A 15,278-nucleotide genomic window follows, 5' to 3' on the forward strand; every position below is an offset into this window, starting at 1 on the left:
AAAATGAACGAGCTTGACGACACCTGTAAAAGACAACCCACAATCAGAACCATCCCCAACATCTCCAACCTGAATTCAAACGGCCATATTTTCGGTGGCTGGATCCTTTCGCAGATGGATTCCGCCGCAGGGGTCGAAGCCATTCGCTATGTCAAGGGACCGGTGGCTACTGTAGCTGTGGAAGCCATGAAATTCCATGCGCCCGTCCTGCCCGGTGACTGGCTCAGCGTCTATACCAGCGTTACCAGGGTGGGTACCACCTCCATCACCATCAATATAGAGGTTACCGTCATGCGTCAGGGTGTAGAGGAAGAAATCAAGGTCACCGAAGGCGACTTTATCTTTGTCGCCCTCGATGAAAATCACAGACCGAAGAAGATCAATCGACCCTAAGCCCTTTTTACCTTTTCCCGGGGATAGAGCCAGGGCTGGAACAGGGTCATAATCCGGGGCATGATCACATAGGTCATCAACAGCACCTGGAAGACACACTGGGCGGCAATTTTCAGCTCAAGCGGCCATTGCAGATTCAGCGGCGCAAGGAGTGCATTGGCCAGCATGACAAGGGCAATAACCGTAGGGATAATGATGGTTACCATTTTCCAGCGCGGCGGCGGCGCGGCACTGGGAACTTCGGCCAGCGGAAACCAGAATTCAAAACCCGATGCCAGATTGATCTCGGTTTCTCCCTCGACGAGGTCTTCATCTTCAAGCCGTTTGAGGAACTCGGCTCGCACGTCTGACTTTTCCCATGCCTGTTCATGTTCGCGGTTGTCGAAATGCAGCATAAACACATATTTGCCTCCCGTTGAGGGGCTTGGACGCAGGATGCTCAGGCTCTGGTGACCGCAGAAACGACGCGCCGCGGCAAAAATTCCGCGGGCCCATTCTTCATATGCAGCTTCTCTTCCGGCCTTCACCTTGCGGGCAAAGGTCACCGTTACCGGCTCATTCTCGCCTTCGCGATAATATTCACCGCAAAAATCATTTGTTTTCAATGCGTCAGCGTACATTTCACAGCCTTTCCTCATGACTGTTAACACTATAAGACATGCGCCTGACGTATAACCATAGTTATTATATTGATTCAGCCATGCAATTGACGCATGTCAAATTTAACGAAATATTTTCAGTTAATAGTCATAATCAATATGTATTTAACAACTTTTGATATATAACAGCGGGATAAAGTTTGTTTCAGGAGTGTAAGAGTGTTAGGGGACGTAAAAAAAATCCCACTGTTTCCCATTGAGATTTATCAGGGAACCATAGGGAATTCAGATCAGTTAAATCGTGATTTGCTTGAACTTACGCGAGAGATCAGAGCAAAAAGCAGCGGTGTGTTCAAAACCAATATGGGTGGCGGGTGGCATTCAGACATTAATCTGCACCAGCACGACCACCCTGCACTCAAGCAATTGTTCGGGCATGTACTGAACACGGCAGAACAAGTCACACGAGAGATATACCCCGACGTCGGAGAAATTCGCCCCGAAGACTGGAGAATGGAATCCTGGATTAATTCAAATGGTCGGGATGCCTATAATGCCTGGCATGATCATAGCAGCTACTACCAGGATCACAGCAACATCTGGGCTGGTGTCTACTATGTGGATAACGGTGCACCGGACGGAGACATTCCTCCCGAGGGCGAGATTGTCTTCAGGGATGACTTCCTCGGCCCGCAAAAGGAAGTGGCCACTCCTGTCCGGCCAATGCGTACGGTCGAGTTCGCCGCTGAAGCCGGCAAGTTCTTTATATTTCCAGCTTGGCTGCGCCACCATGTAAAACCCTATAAGGGTGTGGGCGAACGGGTTTCCCTTGCCTTCAACCTGGCACATCCGGCCATAGATGTGGATATCAATCCCCGTTATCGCCGCCTGCCCCTGGCCTGGAAAATGTTCCCGGGCCTGATGAAAAGGCTGCGGAGAGTTTCACCGGTCGAGCTTTAGAAATAGGGACAACCAGCCCCAAAACCGGGAAAACTTTCATGTTTGCCCGGTCCCTGCTATAATGAGCATTCACAACAGTTATTCCCTGTCATTTGAATAGTAAAGTTTGTCGCATCGCCCTATCCCGTTAACAAACAGGAGGTAGTATGCCTGATAAACCCAGCAATCCCTTTAATGAGATCGTCCAGCAATTGCAGGAACATGAGGGAGATATCGATCGAAAATTCCAGATTATCGGCGACCTGATAAATAAACTGCCGCCAGATGTTCAGGAGCCGGGCTGGCCCGAAAGAATGAAAGAGGCAAAAGCTGCCTTTAATGACCTTAAAAAGCAGATCCTGGAAAAGAAAATGGAGGATCTGGATGAGGAAATGGAGGACCTGGGAGGTTTCATCCAGAACCCAGGGCGCATGAATCCAGCGCCACCTCCCCCACCCTGGATCTGGCCTTGGCCATGGCCGCCGCCGCCGGGGTTTCCAGGCCCCGGATCGCCAAGCCCAGGATTGATCCAGGTCGGTATTGTCTCCGAGCAAAGCAAGTCCCGCCTCAAAGTAGGCATTTCCAATCGCAGCTTCATTACTACCCGGGACAAAGATACGGTCTGGGTATGGAATCCGGCCGCTCTGAAATGGGATGCGAAACTGGAAACCGGAGGAGAAATCATCACCATGGAACAGGTAGACGGCACCATCGCGGTCAGAACAGCCTCGCAGCTTTGGCTGTTTCATCCGCTGGAGTACAGCTGGCTTGGCCCGTTAAATGCAGAGATCGAGGAAATCACCGCTTTTGATCTTTCTTATCCAGTTACAGAAACCGTCCGGGACGATTGATCACCAAACAAAAACCCCGCCGGAGACTTGGTCTCGACAGCGGGGTTTAATGGTGAGCCCTGAAGGATTCGAACCTTCGACCTACTGATTAAAAGTTATAAGTAAATCCTTATAAGACATTGATATTAAAGGAATTCGTTTCCTTCACAATGCAGCATAATATGCTAATTTTCGGGCAATTTTACATCAATTTGGAAACGGTTTTTTTATGATTTTCAATGACCAATATGTAGATCATCTCAGATCACCTGATATAGTGTTCATACACCCATATTGACATAGCCACTATTGCGACTACTGCCAAAACATTGCGCCACCAAGCACCACAAATCCACCAATATATGGACTTTAATTTTGGCACATTTGGATCAGCGCAATTTTTCCACTTTTCCGCTAATTTCTCAAATTCAACGAAATGTGACTTTACTCCACCATTCCCGTCTCTGAGTGATCCAATGGCGGTTTTACATGCATCCCAATCCCGAGTTACAGTGGTTTTGAACCATCGCATATAAAGCCGTTCGGAATATATTCTTTCTTTAATACCGCAGGCTATCAATTCGTAATCGTTCAGAACCTCCAAAACCGCTTGCCTGTCTTTAAATGGCTCTGTTTCTTCAAAATCTTCCGCGCTTTCATCCACCTCTTCGCCGGCAAGAACAGCTTTTGTGATACTGTTTGCCTTCCGAAGCTTATTGAATCGTGCCCTATGTTCCTGGAAATCAATATCAGATTGAGATCGAGTAATGTGATCTATCATCGCACGTTTTTTCGCGATATCCCTTTGACTAATCCATAACCCGGATCCGGCTAGTGCAGAAATAACAATGGCTCCGCCTGTAAAGGCCGAGCCATAATCTTTAGTCCATTGAATGACTTCCCCCCACATAAAAAACAACTTAGCCCCAGAAACCCTCTTTCGTTACGTAAGTCATGGTCTATTCTCCTTCCAATAGTTGTCTTTTATTATCTAGTTTCAATTGTTAATATAAAGTTAATTTAAGCAAAATCAAGTGAGAATCGCAGAATACTGGGCTTCCCAATTCATAAGACCTCTCTACAGTAGAGCTTAACCTATATTCAATTAACTACAAAACTTATCTAAAACCTACTACTTCAGTTTGGCAAATATGGGGCAACAATAGCTTACTTCAAGCGACTAACCCACTATTAGTAGCAGCGATTCTCTAACCTATTGAAAATAAATCACTTCATATTTGAAAAATCAGGAAAATTTGGAAGCGGTTTTAACTCAGTAAAATTTACAGGCCAGGCGAATCTTTATTTGAATTTAGTCAGCTACCCTTTAATTGACCTGCATGCTACTTAATGACTTAGAATCAATTTTTTCAAGATATTCAGGAAAGCATCTCAAGCTAAAAAATATTCACAAATTTTTGTGTTTACGTGCTTAATATTCTCTCCGGCTATTTTCTTCTTTAGTTTCATGATATTACGCGAAATGTGAAATAAAAACTGAGTTGTTCTACTTGAAAAAAACACTCGTTAACCTATTTTTAATTTGACAGCATATATCATCATGATAGCTTCTGGCCACGATATGGTGTATCATCATGATACATGATAAGTGGCTGGGAACTGAAAAATAATTGGGGGCGGAATGGCAAAACCAAATTTTCCAAGCGATGCACCAATGGACCCGGCTACAGCAACCGAGGTTTTAAGGACGTTTTATAACGAAGCATTAGAATTACTATGGACGAACCATGCTAAAGAGCAAATGAGCGACCGCGGCCTAATTATGAGTGATGTCTTGCACATCCTCAAATTTGGCTTCGTTTTTAAAGAAGGAAAGCCTGCTACTCTGCAAGGCTACTTCAAATATAAAATACAATCAACAACACCGAACTCGAACGGCAGAACAGTAACCGCCATTGTAATACCTGGAGGATATTACAAGCTGAAAGTTGTGACCGTTTATTGGAAGGACTAAAGTCTTCCGGAAAAAAAAGGAGAAGATGTATGGCTGAATTCAACTATACAGAATGCGGATTGGATAATGTTGTCATTTCCGGCATTGATATAGTTACAGATCATGCTGGAGAAGAGACGTTCCAAATTCCCAATATCATAGGATTACATAAAGTAATTGCGGCAAGCATTATCAAGCAACCGCATGGAATGTCACCAAATGAATTAAGATTCCTACGCACCGAGATGGGCGAAACTCAAGCTCAACTGGCTGAGTTGGTCAATAAAGATCAACAGACAGTAGGACGTTGGGAACGTGGTGAATGCCCGATCGAAACAAATATCGAGACAATCATTCGGCTTCATGCTGCAGAAGTACTCGGTATTCAAGTAGATATGCCAATAGCTGACTTGGTGAAAAACTGTATTCCAAGAGCGGAATTCAGTGTCATTCAAATTGATGGTAGTGACCCTACACATTATAAGACTGCAGCCTAAAGCAAGCTAAATAATTAATGAAAACCCCGCTTAATGCGGGGTTTTTTATTTTGGCTTAACCCAAATTGATACTACTAACCATAGATTAGTGGCGGTGATTCTCTAACCTATTGAAAATAAATCACTTCATATTTAGAAAATCAGTGAAAATTGGAAACGGTTTTTGGAAACGGTTCAAAAATTGGAAACGGTTTTGAATCAAAAAACCCGCTAACCTATTGAAAGGAAAGCGGGTTTTTGGTGAGCCCTGAAGGATTCGAACCTTCGACCTACTGATTAAAAGTCAGTTGCTCTACCAACTGAGCTAAGGGCCCTCAAAGGATGAGGCGGAACATAGAGTCTGACGCCGCCCCGGTCAATAATTTTCTGACACTTTTTTGTAAAAAAAAATATCACCCTTATCCAGACAAAATACTTACAGGGCTTCTATATCGCCGAGCGCCCGTTTGGCGTGGAAACCAGCAACAAATTCAGACAGTTTGCCGGCCGCGATTGCCTCCCGCAATCCCTGCATCAGGTCCTGGAAATAGGTCAGGTTATGTTCGGTCAACAGCATGGCGCCGAGAATCTCCCCGCTTCGGATCAGATGGCTCAGGTAGGCCCGGCTGTATTTCGTGCAGGCGTCGCAGCCGCATTCCTCGTCCAGCGGTCGGGGATCGTCCGTATGGCGCGCATTCTTCAGATTCACCGTGCCCCGGCGGGTAAAGCCCTGGGCGGTGCGGCCGGACCTGGTCGGCAATACACAGTCAAACATATCAATGCCCCGCTCCACGGCACCGACGATATCATCGGGCTTGCCCACCCCCATCAGATAGCGGGGTATGTCGGTCGGCATCTTCGGCATGGTATAATCCAGCACCTTGAACATCACCTCCTGCCCCTCCCCCACGGCAAGGCCGCCGACCGCCAGCCCTTGAAAGCCCATATCCGTCAGGGCCTCTATGGATTCATGGCGCAGGTCCTCGAACACACCGCCCTGGACAATGCCGAACAGGGCGTTCTTTTCCGCATGTTCCGAGCCATTATGAAACCCGTCAAAGGACCGTTTCGCCCAGCGCATGCTGAGGCGCATGCTGTCCGCCGTTTCCTTCTTGGTCGCGGGGTAAGGGGTGCATTCATCAAAGGCCATGACGATGTTAGACCCGAGCAAACGCTGGATCTCCATACTGCGTTCCGGGGAAAGCATATGTTTGCTGCCATCGATATGGGACTGGAAGGCTACCCCTTCCTCGGTGATCTTGCGTAACTGGGCCAGCGACATCACTTGAAAGCCGCCTGAATCAGTCAGAATAGGCCGCTCCCAGTTCATAAATTTGTGCAGGCCGCCCAGATTATGGATACGTTCCGCCGTCGGCCGCAGCATCAGATGATAGGTATTGCCGAGTAGAATATCTGCCCCGGTGCCACGCACTGTTTCAGGCTTCATGGCCTTGACCGTCGCCGCGGTGCCCACCGGCATAAAGGCCGGGGTGCGGATATCGCCGCGCCAGGTTTTCAGGACCCCGGTGCGGGCATTGCCGTCTGTGGCTTCGATTTTCAGCCTGAAGTTATCTTTCATATCTGATCCTCCCGAAACAGCAGGCTGCTGTCCCCATAGGAATAAAAACGATAGCCTTCCCCGATGGCATGGCTGTAAGCGGCTTTCATATTTTCGAACCCGGCAAAGGCGCTGACCAGCATAAACAGGGTGGATTTCGGCAGGTGGAAATTGGTCATCAGCACATCCACACAGCGGAATTTATAGCCGGGGGTAATAAAGATATCCGTGTCGGCGGAGAACGGATAGGTGATCCCCTGCTCGTCTGTAGCGCTTTCAAGAAGCCTCAGCGAGGTGGTGCCGACCGCAATGACCCGGTTGCCATTCCTGTGGGCCTCATTGATCTTGTCCGCCACCTCAGGCGTGACCTCGCCCCATTCAGCATGCATTTTGTGATCCTCGGTATCCTCGGCCTTGACCGGCAGGAAGGTCCCCGCCCCTACATGCAGGGTCACGGTCAGCCGCTCCACCCCGACATCATCAATCTTTCTCAAAAGTTCGTCGGTGAAATGCAACCCGGCAGTCGGCGCCGCCACGGCGCCGTCTTTCTCGCTATAGACGGTTTGGTAATCGCTGAGATCCTGCTCATCCACCGGCCGCTGGGAAGCGATATATGGCGGTAGCGGCATCATCCCAACCTCATCCAGTGCTTCCCGTAACGCGGTCCCCTGACGATCGAACTGAAGGGTGACTTCCCCGGCCTCGCCTTTTTCCAGCACCTCCGCCGAAAGCTGATCCTGAAAATTGATGACATCCCTGGGCTTCAGTTTCTTGGCCGGTTTGGCAAAGGCCTTCCAGCACCCTTCTCCCGCATTCATATGCAGGGTCACCTCGATCTTCGCATCCCGCCGCTTACCGGTGAGCCGTGCCGGAATAACCCGGGTGTCATTGAAAACCATGACGTCGCCGGGCTTCAGATAGTCGATCAGATCGGAGACCTGCCGGTCTTCCAGTTTTTGTTCCTGGACCACAAGAAAGCGCGCCCCGGCGCGATTGGCGGCGGGGCGAAGAGCAATCAGCTCCCGGGGGAGCATGAAATCAAACAGATCGACTTTCAATGGACCTTTTTATTCCTTAGCGTCGGCAGCGACCTGCATCTTCACAATGATGTCGGGATCGGTGAAGCCCGGGCCCTCGCCGAATTTGATATTGTCCACAAACTGCATGCCTTCAATCACCCGGCCCCAGACAGTATACTGGCCGTCCAGGTGCGGGGCATGCTCGAAACAGATGAAAAACTGGCTGTCTGCGCTGTTGGGGTCCATGGCACGGGCCATGGAAACGGTGCCGCGCAAATGCGGCATATCATTGAATTCTGCAGGCAGGTTCTGGCCAGAGCCGCCGGTACCGTCGCCTTTCGGATCGCCGGTCTGGGCCATAAAGCCCGGAATCACCCGGTGGAATTTCAAACCGTCATAAAAGCCCTCGCGGGTCAGTTCCTTGACCCGTGCCACATGTTTTGGAGCTGCATCCGGATAGAGTTCAATCACAACCCGACCGTCTTTGAGGTCAAGATAAAGGGTATTTTCGAGATCCATGGCATATGCTCCTGCGGATAATAAGAAATAGGCGACCAGCGCCCTGAAGAGATTTTTCATCATCACTGATTCCTGAATTTGGGCTGTTTATACAGTTTTGCCCATCTTTGCCAACATTTTTTCACGCACATGTGGCGTAACAAAGGCCGAGATATCACCGTCAAAGGAGGCGATTTCCTTGACCAGCCGCGAGGCGATGGCCTGATAGGACGGATCCGCCATCAGAAACACCGTTTCCACATCCGGATTGAGCTTATAGTTCATGGCCGTCATCTGAAACTCATATTCAAAGTCAGACACGGCCCTGAGGCCCCGGATGATCATGGACGCATCGATTTCCTCCGCATAAGTCATCAGAAGACTGCTAAAGGGCCTGACCTCAATGGTCGTATTATGAACTTTTTCAATGAAGGCGGTTTCCGTCTTGACCAGTTCCACCCGTTCCTCCAGCGAAAACAGAGGATTCTTGGAGGGATTGGTGGAAATGCCAAGCACCAGACGGTCCACCAGTTTGGCGGCCCGCTTGATAATATCCATATGCCCCAGGGTGATGGGATCAAATGTACCGGGATAAAGCCCGACAACTTCCTGGTATTTGCTCATGGCCTACTCCTCGGCATTGCCTTCTTCGGTATCGCTTTCCGATGCTTCGCCTTCGGCAGTTTCCACACCGTCTTCACCGGCCTCCTCAGTGTCGTCTTCCTCGTCATCGCCGGTATCAGTTACCCTTTCAACGGAGACGATATGTTCGTCATCACCCACTTTGAACAGGGTCACGCCCTGGGTGTTGCGTCCGGCGATGCGCACGTCATGAACCGGGACACGGATCAAGCGACCCTGATCGGTCACCATCATCAGCTGATCCTGTTCCTCAATCGGGAAAGCCCCGATCACTTCACCGTTGCGTTCGGAGGTTTCAATGTTGACAATGCCCTGCCCGCCACGGTTGGTCACCCGGTATTCATAGGCCGAAGTCCGCTTGCCGTAGCCGTTGACAGTCAGGCTGATGATAAATTCTTCCTGCGCCTGAAGCTCGACAATACGCTCGACGGTCAGTCCCTCGGGGACTTCCGGCTCTTCACCGCGCCGCTGGGCGTTGGCATATTTCAGATAGGCATCCCGTTCTTCCATCACGATATCTGTATTCTTCAGGATCGACATGGACACCACTTCATCGCCGTCAGCAAGCCTGATACCGCGCACCCCGTCGGAGTTACGGCCCTTGAACAGGCGCACTGCCGTGGCGTTAAAGCGGATACATTTGCCGCCCCGGGCCGCCATCATCACATCGTCGCTTTCTTCACAGGCGGCAACCCCGATCAGGCTGTCACCCTCGGACAGGCGGATGGCGATTTTACCGTTGGCCCGCACATTGGAGAAATCGCTGAGCAGGTTGCGGCGGATATTGCCCTTGGAGGTGGCAAAGACCGCATGCAGCTCGCTCCAGCTGTCCTCGTCTTCAGGCAGCGGCAGGATGGTGGAGATGGTCTCGTCCTGCTGCAACGGCAGGATATTAATCAGCGCCTTGCCCTTGGACTGTGGCGTACCCGGAGGCAGTTTCCAGACCTTGAGCTTGTAAACCTGACCCAGGTTGGAGAAGAACAGCACCGGCGTATGGGTGTTGGCCACAAAGACATTCTGGAGGAAATCCTCTTCCTTGGTCTGCATGCCGCTGCGGCCCTTGCCGCCACGACGCTGCGCCCGGTAGGTATTGAGCGGCACCCGCTTGATGTAACCTGAGTGAGTTACCGTGACCACCATGTCTTCGCGCTGGATCAGGTCCTCGTCATCGATATCACCAAATTCAGCCGGCACCATTTCGGTACGGCGCGGGGTGGCGAAAGCCTCCCGATAGGCGACAAATTCGTCCCGCATGATACCGTAAAGTTTTTCCCGGCTGCGCAGGATTTCCAGATATTCCTCGATTTCAACGGCAATGGTTTTCAGCTCGCCGCCGATTTCATCCCGGCCCAGTGCTGTCAGGCGATGCAGGCGTAGCTCAAGGATCGCCCGGACCTGGATTTCCGACAGGATATATTTGCCGTCAACCACCCCGCGGCCCGGTTCGTTGATCAGATTGATATAGTCTTCCACATCGACCGCATCCCATTCCTCGGCCATCAGGGCCTCGCGGGCGGCAGCCGGATTCGGCGCCTTGCGGATCATGGCAACAATCTTGTCCAGGTTATTGACCGCAATCACCAGTCCAACCAAAATATGGGCCCGGTCGCGGGCCTTGCCCAGCTTGAACTTTGTCCGCCGGGTAATAACTTCCTCGCGGAAGCGGATAAAGGCCTCGAGAATTTCCCGAAGGTTCATTACTTCCGGCCGGCCGTTGTTCAGGGCCAGGGTATTGGAGCCAAAACTGGTCTGCAGCGGGGTATAGCGGAACAGCTGGTTGAGCACCACTTCAGGCACCGCATCACGTTTGATTTCCACCACAACCCGCACGCCGTCACGGTCTGATTCATCGCGGATTTCGGAGATGCCCTCGATGCGCTTGTTGCGCACCACATCGGCAATATGCTCGATCATGCGGGCCTTGTTCACCTGGAAGGGCACTTCGGTGATGATAATGGCTTCCCGGCCCTGGCGGATCTCCTCCACATGGGTTTTGCCGCGCATGACAATGGAGCCGCGTCCGGTCATGGCCGCCTGGCGCGCGCCGGAAGAGCCCATGATCAAACCGCCGGTCGGGAAGTCCGGCCCGGGTACGATTTCGATCAGTTCCTCGATGGTGGTTTCCGGATTATCCACAAGCGTACAGCAGGCGTCCAGCACCTCGCCCAGGTTATGGGGCGGAATGTTGGTCGCCATACCCACGGCGATACCGCCGGCCCCGTTAACCAGAAGGTTCGGGAAGCGGGCCGGAAGGACACCGGGCTCATGCTCGGATTCGTCATAGTTGGGATGGAAATCAACCGTATCCTTGTCGATGTCTTCCAGCAGGCCGCTGGCCGACTTGTCCATGCGGGCTTCGGTGTAACGCATGGCGGCGGCCTTGTCGCCGTCCATGGAGCCGAAGTTGCCCTGGCCGTCGATCAGCGGCAGGCGCAGGGAGAAATCCTGCGACATGCGGACCATGGCCTCGTAAATGGCGCTATCCCCGTGCGGGTGGTACTTACCCATGACGTCACCGACCACGCGGGCCGATTTACGGTAGGGCTTGGTCCAGTCATAGCCGTTTTCATACATGCTGTAGAGGATTCGGCGGTGCACCGGTTTCAGGCCGTCACGCACGTCCGGCAGGGCGCGGCTCACGATCACGCTCATGGCGTAATCGAGATAGGAGGTTTTCATTTCCTCCTCGATGGTGATGCTTGAAATATGCGGATCCGTGGGGTCTAGAACGACATTATCACTCAAGGAATTGTCCCTTATTTTTTACTCTTGTATTTGTCCTTCATCCTGTTTCTTGATGCAGAAATTCCCCCTCCCGCGAAACAGGACAAACGCAAGGTCAATTGATAGCAATTCCGGGGGGCTTAAGCAAGGTTAACTACCCGTTAAATGTCAGTTTTATGATGGTTGTCGGACAGAGTGGAAATATTGATGTGAAAGCCCCAGAAGGTAAACTAGTTTTTCCCACTTTCAGTGCTATTTTTTGTAATAATATGCCTCAGAAATTAAAGTAACATATCATCAGTTAGAAATCTTATTGGGGGCACCATTAAGCATTTAAACAAAATAATCCCATTATTACTTTTATTACTTTGTCTTTCCGGCTGTCAGAAAGATGGGGATACTGAGAAAACTTTTCCGCCCGTATATGCTAACAACGGCATTAAATTTGGAAATAGCTTCATCGCAATTCATGAAAAGGTCAAAAATCTAGAATTTTCAGAAGGCATAGATTCTTCATACATAACTTTTGAAGCTGAAGTTTGTGGCGGCACAGTGATTACAGGAGAAAGTCTGGTTTTTGATTATTTTGACAACTTTTCCAAAACATTAGGCCAAGAAGTATCATCAGGCATATATATAACGAAAGGACAAAACCAAATTATTTCTGTACGCACCCATCCATCAAAAGATGGTTCGGTAAGTAAAACAACTTACACCTATCAAGCTCGGGACATGGGATGCGCCAAAGAATGGCTTAGTCAATCCACTTCACTGGTTGAGTTTTAAAAAAAGCAGGCCCTAAGGCCTGCTTTTCCCCGCTCTCAAACAGAGCTTATTATTTTACACGGCGGCGAGCCAGTCCAAGGCCAACAAGGCCTAGACCTAACAGGCCTAGCATGGCCGGCTCGGAAATTTCCTGGGAAGCCCCAGCGAAGGTAATGTCGAACAACGCAAGACCATTCTCAGTAATACCCCAAGCGGCATTTTCCGACGGGGTCTCAAGCAATACGGAAAGAACAATAGAATTAGCCGTAAACGAAAGATCCAGAACGAAGGGGTCCAGTTCTTCTTCATCTTCTTCATCATAATCTGTAAACAATGAGTTTGAGGTCATAACCACATTGACAATATCCCCCATGTCAGAGGTGATATTGCTAATGGTCACGATCGCAGACTGGAATACATTGCTGCCATCATCGTTGAACAGCGTAAAACCTGCGCCATCATTGTCGATATCTACGGCAATATGACCGCCCCAATCCGAAGGATTAATGGTTCGGTCAGCGACGGTCAGTTCGGCACCCGGTCCGACAATGGCGCCATTGACTGTTGAGACAGATGGACCTACACCGCAACAAAACTCAAGATCCATAACAACTTCGATATCAGCGGAAATAATTCCGGCATTTGCGGTAGCCGTCAGGGACGTCAGTCCGATGGCAGCTATAATTGACAAAAAGATTTTTCTCATTTTCCCATTCTCATTTAGAATATTAGCGACACTAAACATAAAAGCAATTTTCGTGCCATTATAGAAAACCCGCAGAAAATATATCTTTTTAATAGTGCCAACTGACTAAAGTGTAAAATTTCCTGACATTTTGTCAGACTTCTTTACAGGTTTAGAGAGCAGAAGCGACAAGTAAAAAAGCAGGCCCCAAGACCTGCTCTCTGAATTCTCAAACTTCACCCTGATCCTAGAACGGAATTTGGGTTTAACTGAATCCTGCGATCCGGGCATAGGGCGAGATGAAATCGATATGAGCCGCCTCCTCACCGGCGCCGAGCGCCAAGTGGATGCCGCCGGCAGGCTCGTTCAGTTGCGAATTGATCAACCAGTCAACGTCATCGGATGGTTCCAGCGCGCCGAACCCCACTTCGGTCAGATTGCCCCGCATCATTTTATCGGTATAGGGCAGAATCTCCGGCAGGATGTCCTTCCCCTGCCGGGTCAGGATGCGGGTCATTTTCGACTCCTCCACCTCCAGCACCAGCGGAAATTCCCCGTTGCTGTATCTTTCCGCCAGCAGGGACCAGACTTCTTGGGCCGGCGGGCCGGAGTCAAAATGACTATGCAAATGGTGCGCCACCGAGATACCGTTGCAATGTAGCGTTCCGGTGACATTGAAAGACTCATAGTCTTCACCGGGCACCAGGCCAATTTCGAAAAACTGGATAATGCTGATCCATTCGTCGAAATGTATTTTCGGTTTCAGCTTTGGCGCAAACACATCCACATTCTCACCCAGCTCGATCTCCAGACGGCAGCCGGACGAATCCACCCTCATCCCCTCACCCATATGCTGGATATGTTCAACCATTCTGTTGTTTTTGACGCAGGCTGCGGAAAAATCCAGAGCCTGCAGCCGGTCATGCAGATAGGTTATGGACTTGTTGTCATGAGCGAACGCCAGCAAGGGTACCAGCAAAACCGCGGCCTCCCCGAGCGCCTCACTCAATCCATCCACAGGATGTTTGGCGGGCAACGCTGGTATCAGCAGCACTTCCGGCGGCGCGGTAACCTTGCCGTTACAGACATCGTCGATAGAGAGGGTGTGAAACCCCGACGCCCGGAACTTATCCAACAGAAAAGCGGAATCGCTGACGACAGCCGGCATCTTTGATGACGGGAAAAGCTCCCCCAAACTTACAAATGACATTAGGGTTGACCGGGCTCGACGCCCCTTTTCTTGGCATCCTTGATGATCTCTTCCGCCGCCTGGTTAAAGGCTTTGAGCAGATCCTTTTCATTGTAGGAAATCGTATAGGTCACCCGGCGTGTTTTATCGGTTTCCTTCACGTTGTGGGTTCCAGTGCTGATGGTCACTTCCGAGATGTCATGTTCCCCGGCGCCGACAAAATTCAATTTTCTTCCTGCCATATTCTCCTCCTGCGTGCCTTGTGGATATGCGCACATCTTATAATTGTTGCTCGGGTTTGACAATAAAACTTTGGAGTATTCGAAAGTAACGACATAAAAAAGCAGGCCCGGAGACCTGCTTTCTGAATTCTGAAACTGATATCCGCGCTTAGAACGGGATTTCGTCGTCCATATCGCCGCCGCCACCGGACGGGGCTGACCCACCACCGGAGCCGCCGCCATAACCGCCGCCCGAACCACCTGATGAACCGCCACCAAAGTCATCGCCGCCGCTGGAGAAGCCGCCGCCGGAGCCGCCTTCATTGCGGCCGCCGAGCATGGTCAGCTCACCGCGGTATTTCTGCAGCACGATCTCGGTGGTGTATTTTTCCTGGCCACTCTGGTCGGTCCATTTGCGGGTCTGCAGGGCGCCCTCGATATAAATGGTGGAGCCTTTTTTCAGATACTGTTCCGCCACCCGGCAGAGGTTTTCATTAAAGATCACCACACGGTGCCATTCGGTGCGCTCCTTGCGCTCCCCTGTATTCCGGTCCTTCCAGGTCTCGGAGGTTGCGAGGCTCAGGTTCACCACCGGCGAGCCGTCCTGGGTATGGCGCACTTCCGGATCACGGCCCAGATTCCCCACCAGAATGACTTTATTGACACTTCCTGCCATCTGTATTTCCTTCTTATTCCTATTTATGTGATGCCTCACCATAGCGACACCGCCCCACTCTGCAAAGTAATTTTTTCTTGGCTGCAAAGGAATTTTATGCCTCTTTTCCC

General features: G+C 50.6%; 16 protein-coding genes and 1 tRNA gene. 5 read left to right on the top strand and 12 right to left on the bottom strand.

All coding sequences use genetic code 11. From position 1 onward, the window contains the following. The first annotated feature begins 3 nt into the window (after positions 1-3). Positions 4-393 (top strand): acyl-CoA thioesterase, encoded by a 390-nt coding sequence (locus ACN0YD_RS07450; RefSeq protein WP_417318338.1) that lies wholly within the window; start codon positions 4-6, stop codon positions 391-393. Here ACN0YD_RS07450 and ACN0YD_RS07455 read toward each other — a convergent pair. Then, positions 390-1,013, bottom strand: a complete 624-nt coding sequence (locus tag ACN0YD_RS07455; RefSeq protein WP_417318340.1) for an antibiotic biosynthesis monooxygenase — start codon at positions 1,011-1,013, stop codon at positions 390-392. The genes ACN0YD_RS07450 and ACN0YD_RS07455 overlap by 4 nt on opposite strands. A 327-nt stretch (positions 1,014-1,340) precedes the next feature. Here ACN0YD_RS07455 and ACN0YD_RS07460 point away from each other — a divergent pair, with 327 nt between their 5' ends. Together ACN0YD_RS07460 and ACN0YD_RS07465 are read left to right on the top strand one after the other, a co-directional pair. Continuing rightward, positions 1,341-1,952 (top strand): putative 2OG-Fe(II) oxygenase, encoded by a 612-nt coding sequence (locus ACN0YD_RS07460; protein ID WP_417318342.1) that lies wholly within the window; start codon positions 1,341-1,343, stop codon positions 1,950-1,952. Positions 1,953-2,098: 146 nt separating this feature from the next. Then, positions 2,099-2,782 (top strand): hypothetical protein, encoded by a 684-nt coding sequence (locus ACN0YD_RS07465; RefSeq protein ID WP_417318344.1) that lies wholly within the window; start codon positions 2,099-2,101, stop codon positions 2,780-2,782. Positions 2,783-3,026: 244 nt separating this feature from the next. Here the strand turns inward: ACN0YD_RS07465 and ACN0YD_RS07470 are convergent, their stop codons facing one another. Further along, the gene (locus tag ACN0YD_RS07470) at positions 3,027-3,671 is read right to left on the bottom strand and encodes a DUF4760 domain-containing protein (RefSeq protein ID WP_417318346.1); all 645 of its coding nucleotides are present in this window, start codon (positions 3,669-3,671) and stop codon (positions 3,027-3,029) included. Between the two features lie 732 nt (positions 3,672-4,403). Between ACN0YD_RS07470 and ACN0YD_RS07475 the strand changes: the two genes are divergently transcribed. Together ACN0YD_RS07475 and ACN0YD_RS07480 are read left to right on the top strand one after the other, a co-directional pair. After that, positions 4,404-4,736, top strand: a complete 333-nt coding sequence (locus tag ACN0YD_RS07475; RefSeq protein ID WP_417318348.1) for a DUF4258 domain-containing protein — start codon at positions 4,404-4,406, stop codon at positions 4,734-4,736. 29 nt (positions 4,737-4,765) lie between these two features. Then, positions 4,766-5,212 carry a helix-turn-helix transcriptional regulator gene (locus tag ACN0YD_RS07480; protein WP_417318350.1) on the top strand — a complete coding sequence of 149 codons (447 nt, stop codon included), beginning with the start codon at positions 4,766-4,768 and terminating at the stop codon, positions 5,210-5,212. Positions 5,213-5,450: 238 nt separating this feature from the next. On the opposite strand, the gene ACN0YD_RS07485 is transcribed toward ACN0YD_RS07480, so the two are convergent. The 10 genes from ACN0YD_RS07485 to ACN0YD_RS07530 form a co-directional block, all read right to left on the bottom strand. Beyond that, a tRNA-Lys gene (locus ACN0YD_RS07485) sits at positions 5,451-5,526 on the bottom strand. A gap of 101 nt (positions 5,527-5,627) precedes the next feature. Next, entirely contained in the window at positions 5,628-6,770 is a 1,143-nt protein-coding gene (gene tgt, locus ACN0YD_RS07490) for a tRNA guanosine(34) transglycosylase Tgt (RefSeq protein WP_417318352.1), read from the bottom strand. Continuing rightward, positions 6,767-7,807 (bottom strand): tRNA preQ1(34) S-adenosylmethionine ribosyltransferase-isomerase QueA, encoded by a 1,041-nt coding sequence (gene queA, locus ACN0YD_RS07495; RefSeq protein ID WP_417318354.1) that lies wholly within the window; start codon positions 7,805-7,807, stop codon positions 6,767-6,769. The genes tgt and queA overlap by 4 nt, the downstream gene beginning before the upstream one ends. A gap of 9 nt (positions 7,808-7,816) precedes the next feature. Further along, positions 7,817-8,347, bottom strand: a complete 531-nt coding sequence (locus tag ACN0YD_RS07500) for a peptidylprolyl isomerase (RefSeq protein WP_417318872.1) — start codon at positions 8,345-8,347, stop codon at positions 7,817-7,819. A gap of 27 nt (positions 8,348-8,374) precedes the next feature. Further along, on the bottom strand, positions 8,375-8,890 hold the full coding sequence (gene coaD / locus ACN0YD_RS07505; protein ID WP_417318356.1) for a pantetheine-phosphate adenylyltransferase: 516 nt from the start codon (positions 8,888-8,890) through the stop codon (positions 8,375-8,377). A gap of 3 nt (positions 8,891-8,893) precedes the next feature. Continuing rightward, positions 8,894-11,653 (bottom strand): DNA gyrase subunit A, encoded by a 2,760-nt coding sequence (gene gyrA, locus ACN0YD_RS07510; protein ID WP_417318358.1) that lies wholly within the window; start codon positions 11,651-11,653, stop codon positions 8,894-8,896. Between the two features lie 814 nt (positions 11,654-12,467). Beyond that, the gene (locus ACN0YD_RS07515; protein ID WP_417318360.1) at positions 12,468-13,088 is read right to left on the bottom strand and encodes a PEP-CTERM sorting domain-containing protein; all 621 of its coding nucleotides are present in this window, start codon (positions 13,086-13,088) and stop codon (positions 12,468-12,470) included. Between the two features lie 259 nt (positions 13,089-13,347). Further along, positions 13,348-14,292, bottom strand: coding sequence for a hypothetical protein (locus ACN0YD_RS07520; RefSeq protein ID WP_417318362.1), 945 nt, complete (start codon positions 14,290-14,292; stop codon positions 13,348-13,350). Beyond that, positions 14,292-14,513 (bottom strand): hypothetical protein, encoded by a 222-nt coding sequence (locus ACN0YD_RS07525; RefSeq protein ID WP_417318364.1) that lies wholly within the window; start codon positions 14,511-14,513, stop codon positions 14,292-14,294. Before ACN0YD_RS07525 ends, ACN0YD_RS07520 begins: the two co-directional genes overlap by 1 nt. A 148-nt stretch (positions 14,514-14,661) precedes the next feature. Then, positions 14,662-15,168 (bottom strand): single-stranded DNA-binding protein, encoded by a 507-nt coding sequence (locus tag ACN0YD_RS07530; protein WP_417318366.1) that lies wholly within the window; start codon positions 15,166-15,168, stop codon positions 14,662-14,664. Positions 15,169-15,278 lie beyond the last annotated feature (110 nt).

This window comes from Emcibacter sp., from assembly GCF_048269205.1.
GTDB lineage: Bacteria > Pseudomonadota > Alphaproteobacteria > Sphingomonadales > Emcibacteraceae > Emcibacter.